The organism is Collinsella sp. TF10-11AT, assembly GCF_003437565.1.
In the GTDB taxonomy this organism is placed as follows: domain Bacteria; phylum Actinomycetota; class Coriobacteriia; order Coriobacteriales; family Coriobacteriaceae; genus Collinsella.
The window spans coordinates 127,294-150,988 of sequence record NZ_QSQW01000003.1 but is presented as its reverse complement, the minus strand read 5'-3'; the positions used below and the strand labels follow the sequence as shown (position 1 = coordinate 150,988).

Genomic DNA, 23,695 nt, shown 5'->3' with positions numbered 1-23,695 from the left:
AATGCGTATCTACAACAGCGCTACCCATAAAAAGGAAGAGTTCCAGCCCATCGAGTCCGGCAAGGTCCGCATGTACGTGTGCGGCCCCACGGTCTACGACAACATCCACATCGGCAATGCCCGCACGTTCATCAGCTTTGACGTGATTCGTCGCTGGCTCATCGCGAGCGGCTACGAGGTCACGTTTGCCCAGAACCTCACCGATGTCGATGACAAGATCATCAAGCGCGCCAACGAGCAGGGCCGCACTGCCGCCGAGGTCGCGACGGAGTTCTCGGACAAGTTCATCGGCGTCATGCGCGCCGCCAACGTGCTCGATCCCGATGTGCGCCCCCGCGCCACCAAGGAGATCGGCCCCATGATCGCCATGATCAAGACGCTTATCGAGCAGGGCCACGCTTACGCAGCCGATAACGGCGATGTGTACTTTGCCGTGCGCAGCGATCCCAACTATGGTCAGGTCTCGGGCCGCAACATCGACGACCTTATGGTTGGCGCGCGCATCGAGGAGAACGAGGACAAGAACGACCCGCTCGACTTTGCCCTGTGGAAGGCCGCCAAGCCCGGCGAGCCCAGCTGGCCGAGCCCCTGGGGCGAGGGCCGTCCCGGTTGGCACACCGAGTGCGCCGCCATGGTGCATCGCTACCTGGGCACCCCGATCGACATCCACGGCGGCGGCTCCGACCTTGCCTTCCCGCATCACGAGAACGAGTGCGCCCAGGCCACCTGCGCCTGGCACCAGGGCTTCTCCAACACCTGGATGCACACGGGCATGCTGCTGGTCGACGGCGAGAAGATGTCCAAGTCGCTCGGAAACTTCTTTACGCTGGCCGAGGTCCTCGAGCAGCACTCCGCTGCTGCCCTGCGCCTGCTGATGCTGCAGACGAGCTATCGCTCGCCGCTCGACTTTTCTTGGGAGCGCCTGGAGGGTGCCGAGAACTCGCTCACGCGTATCGCCGGTACGGTCGAGAACCTGCGCTGGGCCGCGAACCATGCGACGGCCGACGCCGATGAGGCAGCATCCGAGGCGTTTGCCTCCAAGGCCGCCGAGACCCGTGCCACCTTTAAGGAGTGCATGGACGACGACTTTAACACCGCCGGCGCCATGGGCGCCGTCTTTGGCTTTGTGACCGAGTGCAACCAGTACCTGGAGCAGGCGGGCGACGCTGCCGACAAGGCCGCCGCGCTTGCCGCCGCCGATACGCTGGTCGAGCTGCTCGACACATTTGGCGTTGAGCTTCCCGAGCCCAAGGTCGAGCTGCCGCTGGGCCTGCTGGGCGTTGCCGCCGGCCTAGTCGCCTACACGGGTGACGACGTGGACGAGGCCGCTGCCAAGATTCTCGAGGCCCGCGCCGAGGCCCGCGCCGCCAAGAACTGGGATCTGGCCGACGCCATCCGCGACCAGCTCAAGGACCTCGGGCTGACGATCGAGGATACTGCCGCTGGCACCCGTATTAAGAGTCTCTAGTATTTGTCGACCGTTCGAGGTGCGGCAGATTGCCTTGAAAGAGGAGGGCATAGACCTGGTGGTCATGCCCGACGATTGAAAGGCAAGGTGCCGTGGCTCGGACGGTCGATTCTTGTTCGTTATCTATTTAAGGAGGCCGTTATATGGCCGACAATCGCAAGCGTGCATCGCGTGGGGGCAAGCAGGCTGCTTCTGGCTCGCGTCCGATTCGCCGCAACGACCGCGCTGCCGCTCCCAAGGGCCAGCGCGAGCGTAGCCGCGATAACGTCCAGGTTCCCAAGGGCGAGTTTATCGAAGGTCGTCGTGCTGCCGCCGAGGCGCTGCGCACCGGTTTTCCCGTCAAGTGCGCGCTCATTGCCGAGGGCGGGGAGCGCGATGCCGCTCTGTCTCGTCTGGTCGACGACCTCAACGCCGCGGGCGTCCGCATTAAGTATGTGCAGCGCGCGCAGCTCGACGCACTGTCGAGCCATGGCGCTCACCAGGGCATCGCGCTCGAGGTTGGCAACTTCCCCTATGCCGATGTCGCCGATATTCTCGACCGCGCGGGCGACAGTCCGGCGCTCGTCATCGTGCTCGACCATGTGACCGATGACGGTAACTTTGGCGCCATCGTGCGCTCTGCCGAGGTCGTGGGCGCCGCGGGCGTCATCATCGCCAACAAGCGTGCCGCCGGCGTGACCGTGGGCAGCTACAAGACTTCAGCCGGCGCCGTCATGCATCTGCCTATCGCGCAGGTGCCCAACATCGCCCGTGCGCTCGACGATCTTAAGGCCGCTGGCTTTTGGGTGGGCGGCGCTTCCGAGCACGCCGAGGGCAGCTGCTGGGATGCTCCCTTCGAGGGCCGCGTGGCGCTCGTCATGGGCTCCGAGGGTGATGGCATCTCGCGTCTGGTGCTCGAGAAATGCGACTTTTTAACCAAGCTTCCCCAGCGCGGCATGACCGAGAGCCTCAACGTTGCCCAGGCGACCACGGCGCTGTGCTTTGAGTGGCTGCGTCGCAACGCCGGCGAGCTCATGGGGGAGGAGTAGCGCATGTCCAAGAAGAACCGCGCCAAGTCCAAGGCCAAGCGCTTTGGCGAGGGCTCGGCCAAGCCGATTGTTTCGGCCGCGACCTATGGCGTGGGCGGCAATGCGTTTGCGCAGGCCATCGCCGATCCGGTCTCGACGGTGCACTCCAACAAGCCCGAGCTGCTTGTGGTTGACGGTTACAACGTGATCCACTGCACGCCGCGCTACGAAAAGCTCGTGTACGACCATTCCGACGATCCATATTCCAGCGACGTTCACGATATGGCGCGCACCGCCCTCATCAACGACGTCGCCGCCTTTGCCCAGGGCCGCTACGAGGCCGTGATCGTGTTCGACGGTGCGGGCAATATCTCCAGCGAGCGCCCCAACCTGCCGGCCCGTGGCGTGCGCATCGAGTTTTCGCCGACGGGTGTCTCTGCCGATACCGTGGTGCAGAAGCTCTGCATTGAGGCGCGCGAGGAAGGTCGCGCGTGCTCCGTGGTGTCGAGCGACGGCACGATCCAGGCCGTCGTCATGGGCAAGGGAGTCACGCGCATCTCGAGCCGCATGCTGGTGGACGAGATCAAGCAGATCGATAACGACGTTCACGAGGCAGAGGAAGCTCCGCAGATCAAGATGACCCTGGGCAGCCGCCTGAGCCCCGATGCCCTGGCAAAGCTCAAGGCCCTCCGCGGGAGGTAGGGGAGCTGACGGTGCGACGCTGTCTCGCTAACTCCATTCAGCGATGTCGATCATTCTACGGAGGCGCCATGTAAGTGCCTCTTTTAGATATGGCAGCCTTGCCGTGAGCGCGTCGTTTCTGGACAGAATCTCGAGTGCCTCGTCAACGAAGCCTTCGAGTTTGTCGCCGTCAAACCAGCTCATATCCTCAACAAGCAGCATTTGTTTCGCGGGGCTTGAATGAAACTGCGCGCTGGTAAAACTGTGCTCTCCTGCCCGAAGCTCCTCAAGAGAAATGTTGCACCAGAGCGATGAGCCCGAATCGAAGATGGGGGCAGGTCTGCAGGTTAGCGTGTTGACGTTTCGTACAAGGCCAAAGTTACGCCAATGGCGGTCATAGTTGGCGATGATGTCGTCGCATACAATCATGCGGTCAAGGGCATCCTTGACGCCTGTCACCCCGAGCTCTTCGCAGTTTGCTACATATCGCTCGTAGTCGGTTAGCCGGTCGTCCGCATTTGCGTGCTGGTTTACATAGAACGCAGGGACATATTCTTCTTCGTCAGTTAAGAAGACATCGCATGTGCTCAGGGCAGAAGTACCTGCGCCTTCGAGCGAATAGGGTACATAATCGCAAGCGTTTAGGATGCGACGGTGAAGTGCAGTCGCCACCAGCTCGTTATAAGGTTCCTGGTTTAGATGTGCACCTGCTTTGTGGAGGATTCGACGGTCACCCTCGCACGTCCAATACTTTTGAAGATTGCCGTCCGAGGTGTTGTCGGGCTTTGCAGCAGCTGCCTTACCCTCTGGGGCGAAGGGCGCGATGGACAGAGAGACGTCGTCAAAAGCATTATTGAAGAAGTTAATATCTTTCCACGCGAGACCGGAGCCTTGGGGTCTAATCCAATACTGGTCGGATAAGGAGAGGCCAAGATTTCGCTGTACGAGTTCATCGGGAACATCAACTGCGGCTTCTGCAAGCAGGGAGGCTAGCCCAATGCGTGCGAGCGGGATACCGCGGCCGCGCCACCAGATGCGGAAGGAGTCGAGCGATACAGGTTTGCTGGGAGTAAAAACTCCAATAGGGGCGTGGGCACGATCGACGTCGGCGCCGATGTGGGTGAAGTCTTTCCGTGATCTGCTGTAGACCAGCTGGGCCACTTCGTGCGTGCGGTTCATGAGGGTAAATGCGATTTCGCTTTTCCCATGCCCGCGACGAGGCCGTCCCCCTCTTTTGGTTGCGGAGCGGAGTCGCGTGTCTACGCTGTCTTTGTCGATAAGCCACACGCCAGAAGCCTTGCGGGCGGTCAGCGCGCCGTTCTTAATGAGCTCCTGCACCCTGCGCGGGGTGATGCCGAGCAGCTCGGCTGCTTCCTTTGTAGTTAACATCGCGAAACCCTTCGCCAGAACGAATAGTTTTTCTATTCCATTGTAATTAAAACTATTCGTTCTGACGAATAGTTTTGAGATGTGATCGGTCGAAGGGTCTGTTGCGCCCCGTCCGTAATTCCTTTATTCTTAACTGGCTTCGCGCGAAAGCGCCAAGCGTGCCAGTGTGGCGCAACGGTAGCGCAACTGATTTGTAATCAGTGGGTTGCAGGTTCGATTCCTGTCACTGGCTCCATGAGAGTTTCGGGCTCTGTTCCCTTGTGGAGCAGAGCCCGTTTCTTATTTTGGTGAGTTATCGGGCTCGACGTCCGTCTCGTTCCCCAATTTGTCTCAATCTATAACGCCAAGACGGCTTAATCGTTTCTAGCTGTTACAGATCGAGACGAAAGGTCGAGGATCGGTCCATTTATCTTGATCTGTAACAGACAGGAGAGGGATATCGGTCTAGGTGTTACAGATTGAGATGAAAGTCGCACGCCAATCCCCATACTTGTGGTACCGCGCTGACCGAATAATTGACATCCCCGCAAGGCGTTTTGCATGTCTCGGTTTAGACTGATAGCTTAAGTGCCGATAAGGCTCGACAGCGATGCAAGAAGCGGCGCCGAGCATTTTGTTCCCAGACGCTGCATTCGAAAGGCGTTTTATGAACCTGAAGAGCTTTGATAACCAAAACGAGCTGCTTAAAGATGGTCTTATTGAAGCAATCAATAACGGTGACCGTATTTCGGTTGCCGCGGCACTGTTCTCGATTTATGGATATGGCGAGCTCAAGAAGCAGCTGGAGTCTTGCGATTCCTTTCGATTTATCTATACGGAGCCGACGTTCTTATCCGTCAAGGCCCAAAAGGAGCAGCGTGAATACTACATCCCGCGCATGGGCCGCGAGAGCAGCATCGGCGGCACGGACCTCGAGATCAAGCTCAAAAACGAACTCAGGCAGAAGGCCGTCGCTCGCGAATGTGCCGAGTGGATCAGGCAGAAGGCAGAGTTTCGCTCATACCGGGACGCCAATCGCGCGGCCGGTGGCTATCTCGTCGTTGACAGTGCCGAGCCTGCGGCGTTCCAGCCTATCGAGGGCCTGACGACGTCCGCCCTGGGCACAACGCCCAGCAAGCAGCTCACCATGACTATGGGTATCCCGGGGGACATGGCGCGCCAGTACCTGTGCCAGTTCAATGCCGCCTGGGATTCGGGCGAGCTTGAGGACGTTACCCAAGCGGTAATCGACTCCATCTCCACAATGTATCGCGAGAACCCGCCCGAGCTGGTCTACTACGCAGCGCTCTACCGTATCTTCAGTGAGTTCCTCGAGGACGTCTCGGTGGATGACCTTGCAAAAGAGGGGACCGGCTTCAAGGAGAGCAAAGTCTGGAACCTGCTCTACGATTTCCAGCAGGACGCAGCGCTTGCCATTATCAACAAGCTCCAGACCTACAACGGCTGCATCCTCGCAGACAGCGTCGGCTTGGGCAAGACGTTCACTGCCCTCGCGGTCATTAAGTACTATGAGCTGCTCAACCGCAACGTGCTCGTGCTCTGCCCCAAGCGCCTTTCCGACAACTGGCTCACATACAAAAAGAACTACGTCAACAACCCCATCGCCGCCGATCGCCTGCGCTACGACGTGCTCTACCACACCGATCTGTCCCGTGACAAGGGACTGACGGTCGAGGGCAACGACCTCGAGAAGTTCAACTGGGGCGCCTACGATCTCGTCGTCATCGACGAGTCCCATAACTTCCGCAACGGTGCAGACACCTCGTCCAAGGTCGAGGACGAGACGCAGGGCAATCGCTTTGAGAGGCTCCTCAACAAGGTCATCAAGGACGGAGTCGAGACGAAGGTCTTGATGCTTTCGGCCACTCCCGTCAACAACAGGTTCCGCGATCTGCACAACCAGCTCAAGCTCGCCTATCAGGGCGATTCTGATGCGTGGTCGAAGAAGCTCGGACTCGACAAGCCGGTCGATCAGGTATTCCGCGATGCGCAGGGGGCGTTTCGCGACTGGTCCGAGCTGCCCGCGGCCGATAGGACCACGACGGCGCTGACGGATCGGCTCGACTTCAACTTCTTCCAGATTCTCGACCGCGTTACCGTCGCGCGCTCGCGCAGACATGTGCAGCGCTACTACGATGTATCCGCGATCGGCCCGTTCCCCAAGAGGCTTAAGCCGGTATCGTTGCGGCCGAGTCTGGCCACCTCGGACGAGGCGGGCACCTACTCGCAGATAGCCGACACACTCGCCTCGCTCACGCTCGCGGTCTACCTGCCCACGGTCTATCTCCATCCCAGCGCGGCGCCCAAGTACGCCGATGAGCATGGTCGCCCTCCCACCAGCGGCCGCGAGCAGGGAATGGTCAAGCTCATGTCCTCCATTCTGCTCAAGCGCCTGGAGAGCTCCGTCTACGCCTTTGAGATCACGCTGGGCAAGATCATCGAGGTCATTAGGCACAATCTAAAGGTTATTGAGGGCTATCGCGCCGGCGCGTCCGGCGCGTCGGTCGAGGGCGTCGAGACCTTTGAGTATGAGGAGGGGGACACCGACTTCACGGTCGGCACCAAGAGCAGGTTCTCGCTCGAGGACATGGACTGGATCAGCTGGGAGCGCGATATGCTCAAGGACCTCGAGGCGCTCGAGGACATCCGCCAGCTCATCGTTCCCATCGATGCCGAGCATGACGCGAAACTGGCCGAGCTCAGGCGCGTTATTGCGGACAAGGTCGAGAACCCCATAAACCCGGGCAACAAGAAGCTGCTGATCTTTACGGCGTTCGCGGACACGGCGGATTACCTCTACGAGAACATCGGCGCCTATGTCGAGGATCGCTACGGGCTCGAGGTGGCGGAGGTCGCCGGCGGCTCGCAGAGCGCCCGCTGCTCGGTCGAGGGCGTCCGCAACGACATGAACGAAGTCATCACCTGCTTCAGTCCCGTGTCGAAGGACCGCGACGTCGCGTATCCGAGGCTCAAGGGCAAGGACATCGACGTGCTCATCGCGACCGACTGCATCTCCGAGGGCCAGAACCTGCAGGACTGCGACTGCGTCATCAACTACGACATCCACTGGAACCCGGTGCGCATCGTGCAGCGCTTTGGCCGTGTCGACCGCATCGGCTCCAAGAACGCCTGCATCCAGCTCATCAACTTCTGGCCCGATGTTGAGCTCGACGAGTACATCAACCTCAAGGCGCGCGTGGAGAACAAGATGCATGCGTTGGTTATGGCGTCGACGGGCGACGACGACTACATCAACGAGGACGAGAAGGGCGACCTGGAATACCGTCGCCAGCAGCTCGAGCGCATGAAGGACGAGGTCGTCGACCTTGAGGACGCGCAGAGTGGTATCTCCATCACCGACCTCGGCCTCAACGACTTCCGTATGGACTTGGTCGAGTACCGGAAGGAGCATCCCGATATCGAAAACGTCCCATACGGCATCGAGGCGGTCGCCGCCGGCGAAGAGCCGGGCACGATATTTGTGCTGCGCAACGCGAACGGCAACATCGATCGCCTTTCCGGCAATCCCATCCACCCCTTCTACCTGGTGTACGTTGGCGAGGATGGGTCGATTCTGCATGGCTACGCCACGCCCAAGGACATCCTGGACGAGATGAGGCGAATCTGCCGAGGCGTCAAGGAGCCGGTCGAAGACCTGTGCCGTGCCTACAATGCCCAGACCGAAGACGGGCGCGACATGGCCGCCCAAACAGATCTGCTGGCAAGTGCGATCGGCTCCATCGTCGAGGGCAAAAACGAGTCCGATATCGACAGCTTTTTCAGCGGCGGGACGACCGGCTTTTTGGAAAACGACATCGAGGGTATCGACGACTTTGAGCTGGTGTGCTTCCTGGTGGTGAAAAAACCATGCTAGGACTTCCGGCAACAACCGAGGTGGGCAGGCGTCTGCCCAAAGAGGCCTTCTACCGCCACATGGACGTCGATGCCGCCACCCGGCGCGACCTTACGGGCGGCGTGGCGGCGATTGTCGTCGCAAACTCCATCAAACCGGCAACGACCAATATCGCCGACGGCAAGGCGGTGCACGAGATACTCGTGCTAAGGATCGATCCCAAAGGCGAGCGGGTGCCCGAGCGCGCCGTGCGCCTGGTGAGCAACGCGACGCCCAACAAGGCAGTGATTGTCGACAGCGGATCCGGCGATATCGCGATTTGCGAGGAGGGCCGTCTGCTGGAGACACGGGATATCGAGCGTCTTGCCTTGAACGGTTTCGACCTCGACATGGTGTGGGATTCCATGCTCGCTCAAGTCGCTTTGGGAGAATTCGATGGTCACGACGTCTGGGCGAGAATTGATCGCCGTGAGAAAATAGACGGGCTGCGCGCTGAGGTCTTCGCGCTCGATACCAAGGTCCGCAGAGAACGTCAAATAGCTCGAAAGAACGAGCTGTTTGCACAGATGAAACGGAAACAGGCCGAGCTTAGACGGCTTGAGGAGGAGTAGCAGTCATGGATAAGATCAGTCAGGAGACTCCCGACCTCACGCAGGAGAACATCGCCAAGATCGCTGCGCTCTTCCCCGATGCGGTGACCGAAGCTATGGACGCAGACGGCAAGGTCACGCTTGCCGTCGATTTCGATGCCCTGCGCGATGACCTCTCCGGCGAGGTCGTTGACGGTCCGCGGGAACGCTACCAGTTCACCTGGCCCGGCAAGCGCGAGGCCAAGCTCGAAGCGCGCCGCCCCATCAAGAAGACCATGCGCCCCTGCCCCGAGAAGTCCAAGGACTGGGACACCACCGAGAACCTCTACATCGAGGGTGACAACCTCGAGGCCCTCAAGATCATGCGCGAGACCTACGCCGGCAAGGTGAAGCTGATCTACATCGACCCACCCTACAACACGGGCCACGACTTCGTCTACGACGACGACTTCTCCAAGACACGCGCGGAATACGATGCCGAGAGCGGCGAGTACGACGAGGAGGGCGGCCGCCTGGTGGCCAACCCTGAGTCAAACGGCCGCTTCCACTCCGACTGGTGCTCAATGATGTACCCCAGGTTGATGCTGGCCAGGGACCTGCTGAGCGATGATGGCGCGATCTTCATCTCGATTGATGACAACGAGGAGCAAAATCTGCTTAAGATAGGTAACGAACTGTTCGGCTCGGGCAATTATGTGGGAAAGCTGTATGTGCAGGTCAATCCTCGTGGTAGAAATCTTGACCGTTATATTGCTAAAACAATCGAGCCGGTCCTTATCTGGGTCAAAAACTATACATGTGGAAACTCGCTAAACCTAATCCCCAAAGATTCCAGGATGTTGTCTGAGTACGACCGAAAAGATGACAAGGGCTCATATAGGGCAATTGGTTTAAGAAATCGAAATCAAAGCTTTAATCCGCAAACACGTCCAAACCTCTACTTTCCTTTATGGATATCCCCGGCTGATGGCTCGGTTGCCCTTGAGAAAGATGAAGCTCACTCAGTAGAACGTCTCCCGCTTGCCGCAGACGGAACTCCAACTTGTTGGACTTGGTCAAAATCGAAAATTCAATCAGAGAATAACTATTTATTCGGCGAACCGTGTGGTAATGAGTGGCGTGTGTATCGTAAGGATTATCTTGAGGAAGGTTCTGCCGCCTTCACGATGGCAAAGTCACTTCAGGCTGATGCGGAGTTTAACAACGACTATGGAAAGAAGCGAATTAAAGAGCTATTTGGATCGAACGTTATGAGCTTTCCCAAGCCCCCTGCTCTCATGAACCGCATTCTTGAAATCGGCTCTTCAAAAGACTCCTTGGTAATGGACTTCTTTTCTGGTTCAGCGACTATGGCCGATGCCGTCATGTCTTTGAACGCTGCTGACGGTGGCAAGCGTCGGTTCATTATGGTCCAGCTTCCGGAGGTTGTTGATGAAGCAACCGAAGCAGGAAAGGAAGGTTACACCACGATCTGTAACGTCGGCGAGGAGCGCATCCGCCGCGCAGGCGAGAAGATCAGGGCCGAGGTCGATGAGGCCAGCAGGCAGCTTGAGCTTGGCGCCGAGCCCAAGCCCGTGCCCGACATCGGCTTCCGTGTGCTGCGCGTGGATGAGTCCTGCTTCAAGGACGAGTACGCCGCGCCGGGGCAGTACGAGCAAGCCGCGCTCGACCTCTTCACCGACAACTCCGCTGAGGACGCCCTGCCGCTTGACCTCCTCTTCCAGGTCCTGCCGGCGTTTCGCATCGAGTACTCCGCGAAGATCGTCGAGCGCGAAATCGGCGGCAAGGCGTGCTTCGACGTCAACGGCGGCCAGCTTATCGCCTGTTTTGACGAGGATGTCGATACCGTGGCATTGGAGGCCATCGCCAAGGAGCGCCCGCTCTACGCCGTCTTCCGCGACGCATGCTTTTCCAACGATGCCGCCGTGGCAAACCTCGAGGAGCTCTTCAAAACCTTCAGTCCCGACACCATCCGTAAGGTGATCTAGGAGATCCGGATGCAGTTCAAGTTTAAAATCCAGCCTTATCAGACTGAGGCTGCTCGTGCGGTGACCGATGTCTTCGCCGGTCAGCCTAACTCTGGCGCCTCGCCCTATCTGCGCGACCTTGGTCGCGCGGCGGACGGCGACGGCACCGAGGCGCTGCCGGGCTTTGAGACGCAGGTCCAGGCATCTGAAGGCTACGCGAATGCCCCCATCGCCCTTGGGTCCGCCACGTTGCTCGAGAACATTCACAAGGTACAGCGCCGCAATCGGATCGTCGAGTCTTCGTCGCTTGCCACTGGTCCCGCTCCGGTAAACCTTGACGTGGAGATGGAGACGGGCACGGGCAAGACCTACGTCTATACCAAGACCATGCTCGAGCTCAACCGTCTCTATGGCTGGACCAAGTTCATCATCGTGGTGCCGTCCGTTGCCATTCGCGAGGGCGTCTACAAGTCTCTCAAGAATACCGAGCAGCACTTTTTTGAGCAGTACGGCAAGGCCATCCGCTACTTTGTCTACAACAGCGCTCGCCTGGGCGACATCGACCGGTTCTCGGCGAGTTCCGATATCAACGTCATGGTCATCAACATGCAGGCGTTCAATACGTCCATGAAGGAGGGCGGGCGCTCCAAGGAGGCCCGTATCATGTATTCCGAGCGCGATGAGTTCGCGAGCCGTCGCCCCATCGACGTGATCGCCGCCAACAACCCCATCGTCATCCTGGACGAGCCGCAGAAGATGGGCGGCAATGCCACCCAGGCCGGCATCGCCCGTTTCCGTCCCATCGCGTGTCTCAACTATTCCGCCACCCACAAGGTTACCCATGATGCCGTTTACGTGCTGGATGCGCTTGACGCATTCAACCAGCGCCTGGTCAAGCGCATCGAGGTCAAGGGCTTCGAACTCAAGAACATGCGCGGAACCGACGGCTACCTGTATCTTCAGGACATCAAGATTTCCAAGAATAAGCCGCCCAGGCGGTCATCGAGTTCAAGAAACTCAACGCCTCGGGGTCCATCTCCAAACGTGCGCAGGGCTTCTACGAGCAGGACGACATCTATCCCGCGTCCGGCGAGCTCGAGGCGTACCGCGACGGGTTCACCGTGTCCGAGATCGTCCCGGACAGCGATGTTCAGCTGGGCTACGTCAAGTTCCTCAACGGCATCGAGCTCTGCCGCGGCGACGTTTACGGCGATTCTTCCGATCGCGACATGCGCCGAGTGCAGATCCGCGAGACCATCAAAAGCCATCTGGAGAAGGAGGAGGCGCTGTTCGCGCGCGGCATCAAGTGCCTGTCGCTCTTCTTTATCGACGAGGTCGCCAAGTACCGTGTCTACGATGATGACGGCGAGGAGGGCCTGGGCGAGTACGGCCGAATCTTTGAGGAGGAGTACGCGCGCGCCATCGACGAGTACGGCCGCGGGCAGCAGAACCTTGACGCCTCGCTCGATGCGGGTCTCGGGAAGGCGCGCCGTCGCTATCTGGAATGGCTGCGCGGCATCGATGCACATGAGACCCATAAGGGATACTTCTCCATTGACAAGAGGAGTCGTCGCCTGATCGACTCCAAGCTCAAGCGCAACAGCGATGAGTCCGATGACGAGAGCGCCTACGATCTCATCCTCAAGGACAAGGAGCGCTTGCTGTCGTTCGATGAGCCCACGCGCTTTATCTTTAGCCACTCCGCCCTGCGCGAGGGCTGGGACAACCCCAACGTGTTCCAGATTTGCACGCTCAAGCATTCCGACTCCGAGACCGGTAAGCGCCAGGAGGTGGGCCGCGGCCTGCGCCTGTGCGTGAACCGGGAGGGCGAGCGACAGGACCTGGAGGCGCTGGGCGAGCAGGAGGTGCAGCGCGTCAACACGCTCACCGTCATCGCCAGCGAGAGCTACAGCGACTTCACGAAGTCCCTGCAGAAGGACATCAACGATGCCCTGCGTGAGCGTCCCAAGGCGGTCACGGAGGAGTTCCTCAAGGGCTTTGCCGTTCAGGCGGACGAGGAGAAGACTTATGCGCTCACGCAGGAAGACGCGCACGATGTCTACTTCGCGCTCGTACAGCACGGCCTCATCGATCGCGAGGGCGTGCCCACGCAAAAGTTCAAGGAATCGGGGCTCACGTCCGTTACCGATGACGACTTGCCCGAGCATCTCTATGCCTATCGCAAGGATATCGAAGCGCTGGTGATGAGCGTCTACGACGAGCATGCGCTCGACGACTACATCCGTAACGGCAACGAGCCCAAGGTTCGCGAAAACCCGCTCAACGCCAACTTCGCGCGGGCGGAGTTCCAGGAGCTGTGGAACAAGATCAACTCCAAACATTCCTACACCGTCGATTTCGATGATGAGGAGTTGCGCGCCAAGGCGATCGACCGCATTAACCGCGAACTGTTTGTGGCCAAGGCGTCCTACGTCATGACGACCGCCGCGCAGCGCTCGACCCAGACGCGGGAGAATCTTGAGCGCGGCGAATCGTTCGGCGATACCACGAGGCGCGACTACGAGGTGGGCGAGGACGCCTCTGGCGTGACGTACGACCTGCTGGGCGAAGTCGCGACCGCTGCGCGCATTACGCGCAGAAGCGCAGCGGCGATCCTGAAGGGCATCGCCCCCGTCAAGTTCCGCATGTTCCGCGATAACCCCGAGGAGTTTATCGCCAAGGTCTCCCGTTGCATCCTTGCCGAGAAGGCGACGATGGTGGTCGACCACATTGCGTACCACAAGCTTGACGAGCGGTACGATTCCACCATCTTTGCCGAGCGCATGCCCGAGAACGTCGGCCGTGCGCTGGAGACGAGCCGCTGCATCCAGGACTACGTGTTCTGGGATTCCGAGGGTGAGCGCGATTTCGCACGAGATCTCGACTCTGCAGAGGGCAAGGTCGCGGTCTACGCCAAGCTCCCACGGTCTTTCAAGATTCCGACGCCGGTGGGCAACTACGCGCCCGACTGGGCCATCGCGTTCGAGAAGGGGAGCGTGCGCCACGTGTTCTTCGTCGCGGAGACCAAGGGCAGCATGGACAGCCTCACGCTGCGCGATATCGAGCGCGGAAAGATCGCCTGCGCCCGCAAGCTCTTCAATGAGTTCTCGGACGAGGACGTGCGTTATGACGTGGTGCACAGCTATGAGGATTTGCTGACCGTGATCCAGGGAACGGAGTAGCCCCAGATTCCAGTTGCTTTCTGATTGGGGCGTTGAGATGCCGACAATTATCGATATCGATCAGTTTCCGTCGACCGAAGAACGACGTTACGCGGTGGCGTGGCTGGATTCTCCGATGCCACATTACGGGAAGCTTGTCTTGGTGGGCAATTGGGTCCTCGAGACTGAGTGCCTGCATATCCGCTTCTCGGACCCAGATGATATCTCGAAGCGCCCTTTTATCGGTCTCGGCTGGGATGGGGTCGATATTCCGCTTGATGAGCTTTTTGCCGAGGATGTTATCCCTGTTCCCGTCAAGCGGCCGAGCGGGCGACGTGACATTTCGAGTCTCTTCGGCATGCTCGACCCCCAGGTCGAAAGCATTCTCGGTAGAGAGCGATATGAGGATGACGATGGAGAGTGGGCCGACGTGTCTTCCCAGATTGTTCGCTCGATGACTCCGGCTCGCGAAAAAAACTGGCGGGCAGAATCCGAGATGTGGTTGAATACACGTTTTGGCCATCGTCTCAGCAAGGAGGATTTCGAGGCTATCTTCGAGATTCGCGGATTGGAGCCAAATGAATGGACCGGTCGGTTCGTTGAAGATCTGCTGCCGGTCAAATCAAAATGGCGTCGCTGGTGAATCTTATCGCTCGGGAATTTGTTTGCCTGCGCAGCGGTCTGCCAGTCGTCGATTCGAGACTCAAGTTCGGTATGTTCAAGGCTCGGGCCTGTTTCTTTTAGGTCGATGCGCCTTCGGACTAGTCGTCCATCCCGTCTTTGGTTCATCTACATCTGTAACACCAAGGCGACCAATTCGCTCCCACCTGTTACGGATCGAGATGAAAGAATGGGCCCTGCCCATTTGTCTCAATCTGTAACAGGTAGAAGCAGAATACTGGCGTAGATGTTACAGATTGAGATATAGAGTCGGGTTAGCTGAGAAATGTCTCCATCTGTAACACGAAGGGGCGGAAAACCGTTCTTACTGTTACAGGATGAGACGCGAGCTGGGGTCTCTGCGTAATATCTCAATCTGTAACAGATAGGGGAGAAAATGTTCTCTAGATGTTACAGATCGAGACAAAGGCCGGACCGGCCTTAACCATCCACACCCGAATCTGCCGCGGAAGCCCGATCTCGACCTATATATAGGTGCAAATGAGTCGTTACCGAAGTAATATCCTGTAGGCTCACTCCACCGTGACAAAGTGTTCCCTCGGGAAATGTCACCGCTACATGTAAATCCACCGTCCTTCATATCTAAACTCAACAAAACCGCAGGTCAAAGGTATATAGATACGCCCGGAACCGTGTATCTAGAGGTTTTCGTTGACAGCCCCCAAGGTTGCATCGTATTATCTTTTTCGTTCGCGGGGGCGGCGGTCCAAAAGACCAAAGAACCTGCGGATACTTGAACGATTGGGAGTTTGCCCGAGTGGTTAATGGGGACGGGCTGTAAACCCGTTGGCTCTGCCTACATAGGTTCGAATCCTATAGCTCCCACCCGTCAAGTGCCTGTATAGCTCAGTCGGTAGAGCACTTCGTTGGTAACGAAGAGGTCACCAGTTCAAGTCTGGTTGCAGGCTCCATCCGGCGGTGTAGCTCAGTTGGTTAGAGCACACGGTTCATACCCGTGGCGTCACTGGTTCGAATCCAGTCACCGCTACCATAGGTAACACGGTGGCTTCTCAATAGTATGTTGAGAGGCCACTATGGTATAAAGGCAAAGTCCCGTCCGGGGACGACCTGTTAAGAGGAGGGCTTTATGGCCAAAGAGAAGTTTGAGCGCACTAAGCCGCATGTTAACATCGGCACCATTGGTCACGTCGACCACGGCAAGACCACGCTGACCGCTGCCATCACCAAGGTTCTCTCCGAGACCGAGGGCTGCAAGGCTGACTTCACTGCGTTCGAGAACATCGACAAGGCTCCCGAGGAGCGCGAGCGCGGCATTACGATCTCCGTCTCCCACGTCGAGTACGAGACTGCTGCCCGTCACTACGCTCACGTTGACTGCCCGGGCCACGCTGACTACGTCAAGAACATGATTTCCGGTGCTGCTCAGATGGACGGCGCTATCCTGGTCATCGCCGCTACCGACGGCCCCATGGCTCAGACTCGCGAGCACATCCTGCTCGCCCGTCAGGTCGGCGTTCCCTACATCGTCGTCTTCCTGAACAAGTGCGACATGGTTGACGATGACGAGCTCATCGACCTCGTCGAGATGGAGACCCGTGAGCTTCTCTCCGAGTACGATTTCCCCGGCGACGACATCCCCGTCATCCGTGGTTCCGCTCTGGGCGCTCTCGAGGGCGACGCCAAGTGGATGGACGCCATTCGCGAGCTCATGAACGCTGTCGACGAGTACATCCCGACGCCTGCTCGTAACAACGACCTCCCGTTCCTGATGGCCGTTGAGGACGTTATGACCATCTCCGGCCGTGGTACCGTTGCTACCGGCCGTGTCGAGCGCGGTGAGCTCAAGCTCAACGAGCCCGTCGAGATCGTCGGCATCAAGGATACCCAGAACACCGTTGTTACCGGTATCGAGATGTTCCGTAAGTCCATGGACTTCTGCGAGGCTGGCGACAACGTCGGTCTGCTGCTCCGCGGCATCAAGCGCGAGGACATCGAGCGCGGCCAGGTTCTCTGCAAGCCCGGTTCGGTTACCCCGCACACCAAGTTCACCGGCGAGATCTACGTTCTGACCAAGGAGGAGGGCGGCCGTCACACCCCGTTCTTCGATGGTTATCGTCCTCAGTTCTACTTCCGTACCACCGACGTTACCGGTACGGTCAAGCTCCCCGAGGGCACCGAGATGGCTATGCCTGGTGACCACATCACCATCGAGGGCGACCTCATCCACCCGATCGCCATGGAGGAGGGCCTGCGCTTCGCTATCCGCGAGGGTGGCCACACCGTCGGTTCGGGCATCGTCTCCACGATCATTGAGTAAATTAGCTCTTTGATATAGCTGACTTAGAGAACCCGGCACTTATATGGGTGCCGGGTTCTTTTCTGCGATGGATATTGAGCCGTTGCTGGTGTCGAGAGGATTGATAATGGTCCTGGATGCACCGTCGATTAGCTCTCGATGGCTTCATTGATGTGTTCCAAATATGAATGGATCCACCGAGAACCAATTGACTCGAGGTTTTCATTGACAGCACTTACGTGGAGCTGATAAAGTAACAACTCGTGCCCGTACGGGGCGGAAATGAAAGGTTCAGGATACATGCGTACTCTAGTTACTCTTGCGTGCACTGAGTGCAAGCGCCGCAACTATACGACCACCAAGAACAAGTCGACCATGCCTGATCGTATGGAGATCAAGAAGTATTGCCCCTGGTGCCGTCACCACACGCTGCACAAAGAGACTCGCTAGTCTCTAGTCACATACGCCAGTAGTTCAATTGGTAGAGCATCGGTCTCCAAAACCGAGTGTTGAGGGTTCGAGTCCTTCCTGGCGTGCCAGTCATTATTCCGTAAGCTCCCAATTGGGGGCTTACGGTTTACTCATGTATAAGCGCATTGCGCGGAGGTAACCCAAATGGCCAACAAGAAGAACAAGAAGAAGGCTCAGCAGCCGGCACCTGCCAACAACGCTGCCGCCAACTCCAAGGTTGAGGCCAAGAAGGCCGTTGCCAAGAAGAACGAGAAGGCTGCGAAGTCCAAGAAGAACGAGAAGCCTGGTTTCTTCGCCCGCACCAAGAAGTATTTCGCTTCGGTCAAGTCCGAGATGAAGCGTGTCACGTGGCCCGATAAGAAGGAGCTCGTGAACTACTCGGTCGTCGTTTGCGCTTCTCTGATCGTCGTCGGCGTCGTCATCGCTCTGCTCGATGCTGGCTTTGGCGAGGCTCTTGCTCTGTTCTCTGGATTGAGGGGCTAAACCATGTCTAAGCGTTGGTACGTCGTTCACACTTACTCTGGATACGAGAACCGTGTTAAGTCCGATCTCGAGCATCGCATCGAGACTATGGGCATGCAGGACCGTATCTTTGATATCGAGATTCCTATGGAGCGCGTCACCGAGATTAAAGAGGGTGGCAAGCGTGAGACCAAGGATTCCAAGATTTTCCCGGGTTATGTCCTGGTCCGCATGGAGATGGATGACGATGCTTGGACGTGCGTTCGTAACACGCCTGGCGTCACCGGTTTCCTGGGCGGCAACGGCAAGCCCGCTCCGCTTTCTCGCGACGAGTACAACAAGATGACTCGTCGTCCCGGTAAGGGCGATTCGCCCAAGCGCACCTCGGTTGATATTGAGGTCGGCACGTCCGTCCGCGTCACCGATGGCCCGCTTACCGACTTTGATGGCAAGGTCTCCGAGGTTAACACCGAGGCTGGCAAGCTCAAGGTCACGCTGATGATCTTTGGCCGCGAGACGCCGGTCGAGCTCGACTTTAACCAGGTCGCTGTCATCGCTTAAGTTTTCGTCCGTTCGCGCGAGCGTGCTTCTTCTGTGACTGCTCATCTCAGGAGTGCTTCTAACACGTGCGTGCTTACGATATAGCAAGTACTTCACACTCGTGATTCGAAAGGAATGACCATGGCTGAGAAGAAGGTTGCCAACGTCATTAAGCTCCAGATTCCTGCTGGAGCAGCTAACCCCGCTCCTCCCGTCGGTCCCGCCCTGGGCGCTGCTGGCGTGAACATCATGCAGTTCTGCCAGGCCTTTAACGCCGAGACGCAGGACAAGAAGGGCGACATCATCCCCGTTGAGATCTCTGTCTACGAGGATAAGTCCTTCTCCTTCATCACCAAGACCCCGCCGGCGGCTCACCTCATCAAGAAGGAGCTGAACCTTAAGTCTGGTTCCGCTAAGCCCCAGGCCGACAAGGTTGGTCAGCTCTCCCAGGAGCAGCTCACCAAGATCGCCGAGATCAAGATGCCGGACCTCAATGCCAACGACATTGATGCCGCCAAGAAGATCATCGCCGGTACCGCCCGCTCCATGGGCGTCACCATCGCTGAGTAGCGATTTCTTTAGGTAATGACGGGTGCTCCGACCGGGGCGCCCGTTATATGTGTGCAATAGGGCACACGATACGATGTGGGAGGGCTCACGCCCGTTTAACCACAGGAGGTAATGCACATGGCTAAGCATGGTAAGAGCTATAACGCCGCTGCCGAGAAGATCGACCGCGCCACGCTCTACACCCCCCTTCAGGCTGCCAAGCTCATCAAGGAGCTTGATACCGCCAAGTTCGACGAGACCGTCGAGGCCCACTTCCGTCTGGGCATCGATACTCGTAAGGCTGACCAGAACATCCGTGGTTCCATCTCCCTGCCCCACGGCACCGGCAAGACCGTTCGTGTTGCCGTCTTCGCCGAGGGCGAGAAGGCCCGCGAGGCCGAGGCTGCCGGCGCCGACATCATCGGTTCCGACGAGCTCGTCGCCCAGATCCAGAAGGGCGAGATCAATTTCGACGCCGCTATCGCCACGCCGAACATGATGGCCAAGGTTGGCCGCATCGGTAAGATTCTTGGTCCCCGTGGCCTCATGCCGAACCCCAAGCTCGGCACCGTGACCATGGACGTCGCCAAGATGGTCTCCGAGCTCAAGGCCGGCCGCGTTGAGTATCGTGCCGACCGTTACGGCATCTGCCACGTGCCCCTGGGCAAGAAGTCCTTCTCTGAGCAGCAGCTCGTCGAGAACTACGCCGCCCTGTACACCGAGATCCTGCGTGTCAAGCCCTCTTCTGCTAAGGGCAAGTACGTCAAGTCCATCTCCGTGTCTTCCACCATGGGCCCTGGCGTCAAGGTCGATCCCGCTGTCCAGCGTGACTTCCTGGCTGAGTAACTGCTAGTTACTGCCTGAACAAAGCAAGCATTGCTAAAGAAACCCGGTTCTGCCTCGCGCGGGACGGGGTTTCTTGCTTTTGAGTCAACGAAACCACCACGAAGGGGACAGACACCCTTGTGGTGGTTTTACTTGTGTTGTACTTTAGCGCGATGTAGTTCTACCCGAGGCCGAAGGGAGCCCAACATGTTTAAGAACACGCAACAGCTCCTAGGCCTAGCGCTACTAGATTGGATAGCGCGCTAGGGTTGTAATCTCGCTATAACGATTTGTTGTACCCGGGTGCGCTATCGTCTGCCGCTTTCAGGCGTGATGAGCGACATGGGTATTTTTCTATCTCTAGGCCTTCTCTCTCTCCTGAAAGCCATCTGTCATAAAACGGTCAATCAGGAGGAACATATAAGCCGCAAAATCACAATCTTTGACGCCACCCTGTGCGACGGTGAGCAGTCGCCGGGCGCCAGCATGAATACCGAGGAAAAGCTCTTCATCGCCCGCCAGCTGGTGCGCATGAACGTGGACGTTATCGAGGCGGGCTTTCCCATCTCGAGTCCTGGTGACTTTCGCTCCGTACAGGAGATTGGCAAGATTGCGGGCGACCGATGCACGGTATGCGGCCTGACGCGCGCTGTCGACAGGGATATCGAAGTGGCTGCAGAGGCGCTCAAAACGGCCCAGAGGCCCCGTATCCATACAGGGCTGGGTGTGAGCACCAGTCACCTGCGCGACAAGCTCCATATGACTGAGGAAAGGGCAATTGAGTGAGCGATCCATGCCGTCAAACATGCTCGCAAGTTCGTTGACGATGTTGAGTTTTATGCCGAGGATGCCGGCCGCTCCGATCAGGAGTTTCTGGTGCGCATTATCGAGGCGGCCGTAAAGGCCGGTGCCACGGTCGTGAACATCCCCGATACGATGGGCTACAACATGCCGTGGGACTTTGGCGCCCGCATCCGTGACCTGCGCGGGCGCTGCGGGTGCGGCCGGTCAGCGTGCGGTCGACGTGATGGAGTATCGCGAGTACGAGATTGAGCGCATTGCGCGCCAGGCATTTGAGGCGGCGCGCAAACGTCGCGGCAAGGTGACGAGCGTTGATAAGCGCAACGTGCTGGAGACGAGCCGCATGTGGCGCGAGATCGTGCATCGCGTGCAAGACGAGGAGTACTCCGACGTGGAGCTTGAGGACCTGCTCGTCGACAACGCCGCCATGCAGCTCATCAGTCGACCGGCAGACTTTGACGTCGTGGTGACGGAGAACATGTTCGGCGACATCCTGTCCGATGAGGCGGCTCAGATTACCGGATCGCTCGGTATGCTTGCCTCTGCCTCGCTGGATGATGGCGTATCGCTGTTTGGGCCGAGCGCTGGCAGCGCTCCTGACATCGCGGGGCTCGGCGTGGCCAATCCGCTGGCTCAAATCTTGTCGGTGGCGATGCTGCTGACCTACGCGCTCGACATGGGCGAGCAAGCCGCGTGGATCGAGAGCGCCGTGGCGCGCGTGCTCGACGAGGGCTGGCGCACCCGTGACATCGCCGATGTCAACACCCCGGCAGATAAGATCCTCGGCACCACGACGATGGGCGACAAGGTCGTCGCCGCGCTGTAGGCGATGCCGATTCAAGCTGTCAAATATCTCAATCTGTAACATCTAAGGGGCAAAATCGTTCCTACCTGTTACAGATTGAGATTTTCGGCCGAGCATCCGTGGTCTGTCTCGATCTGTAACAGCTAACCGATTATTTGGGCCCTACCTGTTACAGATTGAGACAAACCGTTGGGACAGGTCGGACGAGTCAGCAAAACCACCACAAAGGTGCCGGTCCCCTTCGTGGTGGTTTTTAGCGCAACGAGGTGTTCCCAGCCGACCATACGGGCGGCCTTGCGCTCACGCTGCTCGATGACAGCGCATCTTTAGACGCGAAGTGCGGAACCGGGTGCATATACGAGCCGCGTAGCGTTACGAATTCATGGGAATGACCGTATCGCCAATTTGTACGCTTGCAATCTTGTCTGTGTCACAAACTTGCGAGAACGGCCAGGTCTTGTGGACATCAGTGGTGCCGTTATCCAGTTTATTTGCGAAATAGCCGCTGTAGCTGGTTGCGTCCTCAACATGACCGTCTTTGAACGTCACGATGAGGGGTATGTTGCCAACGGCATCCATAGACTCCTCCATGTTTTGAGACATCTTGCCGCTGTTGTTGTCGTGTTCGATGGAACGATCTATGTTGTAGCGGACTGAAACGCCAACGCAGGATACGGTGGCCTCTTGAATCGTCGCCTTGGTGCCGTTAAAGTTGACCGATTTGGGCGCGGGAATCGTAACGGATGTATCTTCGTAATTCAGCTGGAACTTAAGATCCCATGGGCCCGTAAGTATTTTCTTATACTCGGGAAGCTCTTTGCCAGCACGTGGCACAACGAGAGAGTTGATATGCGTGCGGACGGTCCTGCCCATAAGGCCGGGTGATTCAACGCTGAACTGTGCAAAGTATTGAATGCTGGAGTCATTGGGGTTCTTGTCAATGAGCCATGATTGGCCTTGGCCGCCATGCTCGCCATCAACGTATACGTTTCCATCGACACTTCCGGCGATAGTTCCGTTCTCGCCCGGCTCGGAAAGCTTTTTCAGGGCAGCGGGATCGTCGAACGTAAGCGTATAGGCGATGGTAACCATATCCTTGTCGCCCATGATGGCGTCGGCGGTCACGGTGACTCCGTTGTTGGAGCAGCTAGCACCGACGGGCCGGCCAATACGGTCGATGATCTCGGTTTGAGAAGCAGGTCCGTCAAAGATGTCGGAAAGCATGTCAGAAGGAAGCGGCAGGACGCCTGTTGCCATAGCCGTGCCAGCGCCTCCAATGACGATAGCGAGGACTGCCGTTACAGCGGCAATGCGAGCGACTGTTCTTACGGGATGGCGGGCGATGCGCGGCTTGCGTCGCGTGCCATTAAAGTTGCTTTGAGCGGTCGCCGCATCGCTCGAGGCGACGGACTGAGCAATCGAGTTTGCCATGTGCTGCTTCGCATTATCGGTAAACGAAATGTGCTCCAGGGCGTGGCGATAGTCATTCGAATTCGTAGTCATTGTGGTCTCCTTTCAAGGAAAGCCGAAGTGACGCACGTCCGCGGCTAAGGTGCTGGGCGGTTGCAGCTGGCGTCGCGTGAACGGCGTCTGCGATTTCCCTGATGCTCATGCCTGCGTAGTAGTGCAAAAAGATGGCGATGCGCTGTGCTTGAGGCAGGGCCGTGACAGCGGAAAGAATGGCGCAGTCGCGTTGCGCGAATTCTTGCTCGGTATGTGTTACGGGTGCGCAGAAATCGGGGAGCGAATCGAGGTCGACAACCGGGTGATTCGCGTGCGTACGGCCGATATCGCGACATGCGTTCAGTGCGACTCGGATCACCCAAGCACGTTCGTGTTCGAGCGAGTCGAACGGTTGAGTGCGTTGGAGAATCTTGATCAGCGTGTCCTGGCAGATGTCTTGAGCGTCGTCAGCGGATCCAAGGGCCGAATAGCACAATCGAAGGATGAGGTCGGAATACGTGTCGACCAAGCGCTTTGCTTCCCGCTCGATCTGATCGGCATCGCATCGGAGCGTGCTATTGCGGTTACGGCGTGCAGGCATAGTGTCACCTCCAATTGGTCGTGGTGGATATAGGGAAGGCGTCTCGCGAGGTCCCTCTACATACAACACGGTCGAGACTGCATAAGTTGACAAAAAAAGACGGCACGTGAGCGCCGTCCTTACAAAACAATGAGTGTTCTCGTT

19 protein-coding genes, 5 tRNA genes and 1 pseudogene are annotated in these 23,695 nt (G+C 58.1%); 22 read left to right on the top strand and 3 right to left on the bottom strand.

What is annotated here, in order from left to right:
- Position 1: 1 nt before the first annotated feature.
- From cysS to DXC99_RS03430, 3 genes are all read left to right on the top strand, one after another.
- Entirely contained in the window at positions 2-1,468 is a 1,467-nt protein-coding gene (cysS, locus tag DXC99_RS03440) for a cysteine--tRNA ligase (RefSeq protein ID WP_117629249.1), read from the top strand.
- Positions 1,469-1,611: 143 nt separating this feature from the next.
- On the top strand, positions 1,612-2,496 hold the full coding sequence (gene rlmB, locus DXC99_RS03435) for a 23S rRNA (guanosine(2251)-2'-O)-methyltransferase RlmB (RefSeq protein ID WP_117583108.1): 885 nt from the start codon (positions 1,612-1,614) through the stop codon (positions 2,494-2,496).
- A gap of 3 nt (positions 2,497-2,499) precedes the next feature.
- Positions 2,500-3,177 (top strand): NYN domain-containing protein, encoded by a 678-nt coding sequence (locus DXC99_RS03430; RefSeq protein ID WP_006234978.1) that lies wholly within the window; start codon positions 2,500-2,502, stop codon positions 3,175-3,177.
- Positions 3,178-3,204: 27 nt separating this feature from the next.
- Here DXC99_RS03430 and DXC99_RS03425 read toward each other — a convergent pair whose 3' ends face one another.
- On the bottom strand, positions 3,205-4,545 hold the full coding sequence (locus DXC99_RS03425) for a DNA-binding protein (protein WP_117583107.1): 1,341 nt from the start codon (positions 4,543-4,545) through the stop codon (positions 3,205-3,207).
- Positions 4,546-4,705: 160 nt separating this feature from the next.
- Between DXC99_RS03425 and DXC99_RS03420 the strand changes: the two genes are divergently transcribed.
- The 19 genes and pseudogenes from DXC99_RS03420 to DXC99_RS03335 all read left to right on the top strand — a co-directional run bounded on the left by DXC99_RS03420 (position 4,706) and on the right by DXC99_RS03335 (position 21,528).
- Positions 4,706-4,780 (top strand) — tRNA-Thr (locus DXC99_RS03420).
- Between the two features lie 411 nt (positions 4,781-5,191).
- Positions 5,192-8,419 carry a helicase-related protein gene (locus DXC99_RS03415; protein ID WP_199408858.1) on the top strand — a complete coding sequence of 1,076 codons (3,228 nt, stop codon included), beginning with the start codon at positions 5,192-5,194 and terminating at the stop codon, positions 8,417-8,419.
- A complete protein-coding gene (locus DXC99_RS03410) occupies positions 8,413-9,009 on the top strand; it encodes a DUF4391 domain-containing protein (protein WP_117583106.1) in 597 nt (198 codons plus the stop codon). The genes DXC99_RS03415 and DXC99_RS03410 overlap by 7 nt, the downstream gene beginning before the upstream one ends.
- Positions 9,010-9,014: 5 nt before the next feature.
- A complete protein-coding gene (locus DXC99_RS03405; RefSeq protein WP_117583105.1) occupies positions 9,015-10,976 on the top strand; it encodes a site-specific DNA-methyltransferase in 1,962 nt (653 codons plus the stop codon).
- Positions 10,977-10,985: 9 nt separating this feature from the next.
- The gene (locus tag DXC99_RS10405; protein WP_199408857.1) at positions 10,986-12,533 is read left to right on the top strand and encodes a DEAD/DEAH box helicase family protein; all 1,548 of its coding nucleotides are present in this window, start codon (positions 10,986-10,988) and stop codon (positions 12,531-12,533) included.
- Between the two features lie 626 nt (positions 12,534-13,159).
- Positions 13,160-14,137 (top strand): hypothetical protein, encoded by a 978-nt coding sequence (locus tag DXC99_RS10610; RefSeq protein WP_369831448.1) that lies wholly within the window; start codon positions 13,160-13,162, stop codon positions 14,135-14,137.
- 37 nt (positions 14,138-14,174) lie between these two features.
- Positions 14,175-14,759: a hypothetical protein gene (locus DXC99_RS03395; protein ID WP_117583103.1), complete on the top strand. Its 585-nt coding sequence runs from the start codon at positions 14,175-14,177 to the stop codon at positions 14,757-14,759.
- A 781-nt stretch (positions 14,760-15,540) separates the two neighbouring features.
- Positions 15,541-15,622, top strand: a tRNA-Tyr gene (locus DXC99_RS03390).
- A gap of 10 nt (positions 15,623-15,632) precedes the next feature.
- Positions 15,633-15,708, top strand: a tRNA-Thr gene (locus DXC99_RS03385).
- A gap of 3 nt (positions 15,709-15,711) precedes the next feature.
- Positions 15,712-15,788 (top strand) — tRNA-Met (locus tag DXC99_RS03380).
- Positions 15,789-15,884: 96 nt separating this feature from the next.
- Positions 15,885-17,075: an elongation factor Tu gene (gene tuf / locus DXC99_RS03375; RefSeq protein WP_117563790.1), complete on the top strand. Its 1,191-nt coding sequence runs from the start codon at positions 15,885-15,887 to the stop codon at positions 17,073-17,075.
- A 279-nt stretch (positions 17,076-17,354) separates the two neighbouring features.
- A complete protein-coding gene (rpmG, locus tag DXC99_RS03370; protein ID WP_022093895.1) occupies positions 17,355-17,504 on the top strand; it encodes a 50S ribosomal protein L33 in 150 nt (49 codons plus the stop codon).
- A gap of 13 nt (positions 17,505-17,517) precedes the next feature.
- Positions 17,518-17,593 (top strand) — tRNA-Trp (locus tag DXC99_RS03365).
- 76 nt (positions 17,594-17,669) lie between these two features.
- On the top strand, positions 17,670-18,008 hold the full coding sequence (gene secE, locus DXC99_RS03360) for a preprotein translocase subunit SecE (RefSeq protein WP_117583102.1): 339 nt from the start codon (positions 17,670-17,672) through the stop codon (positions 18,006-18,008).
- A gap of 3 nt (positions 18,009-18,011) precedes the next feature.
- Complete coding sequence (gene nusG, locus DXC99_RS03355) at positions 18,012-18,548, top strand: transcription termination/antitermination protein NusG (protein ID WP_099432095.1); 537 nt, start codon at positions 18,012-18,014, stop codon at positions 18,546-18,548.
- A 120-nt stretch (positions 18,549-18,668) separates the two neighbouring features.
- On the top strand, positions 18,669-19,097 hold the full coding sequence (rplK, locus tag DXC99_RS03350; RefSeq protein ID WP_022093893.1) for a 50S ribosomal protein L11: 429 nt from the start codon (positions 18,669-18,671) through the stop codon (positions 19,095-19,097).
- Positions 19,098-19,214: 117 nt separating this feature from the next.
- On the top strand, positions 19,215-19,922 hold the full coding sequence (rplA, locus tag DXC99_RS03345; RefSeq protein WP_022093892.1) for a 50S ribosomal protein L1: 708 nt from the start codon (positions 19,215-19,217) through the stop codon (positions 19,920-19,922).
- Positions 19,923-20,234: 312 nt separating this feature from the next.
- Positions 20,235-20,954 (top strand): annotated as a pseudogene (locus tag DXC99_RS03340) (hypothetical protein).
- On the top strand, positions 20,863-21,528 hold the full coding sequence (locus DXC99_RS03335) for an isocitrate/isopropylmalate family dehydrogenase (protein WP_226790685.1): 666 nt from the start codon (positions 20,863-20,865) through the stop codon (positions 21,526-21,528). Before DXC99_RS03340 ends, DXC99_RS03335 begins: the two are co-directional and overlap by 92 nt.
- Positions 21,529-21,879: 351 nt before the next feature.
- Here DXC99_RS03335 and DXC99_RS03330 read toward each other — a convergent pair whose 3' ends face one another.
- Complete coding sequence (locus DXC99_RS03330; RefSeq protein WP_117583100.1) at positions 21,880-23,010, bottom strand: DUF4179 domain-containing protein; 1,131 nt, start codon at positions 23,008-23,010, stop codon at positions 21,880-21,882.
- Positions 22,991-23,551, bottom strand: a complete 561-nt coding sequence (locus DXC99_RS03325) for an RNA polymerase sigma factor (protein ID WP_117583099.1) — start codon at positions 23,549-23,551, stop codon at positions 22,991-22,993. Before DXC99_RS03325 ends, DXC99_RS03330 begins: the two co-directional genes overlap by 20 nt.
- Positions 23,552-23,695 lie beyond the last annotated feature (144 nt).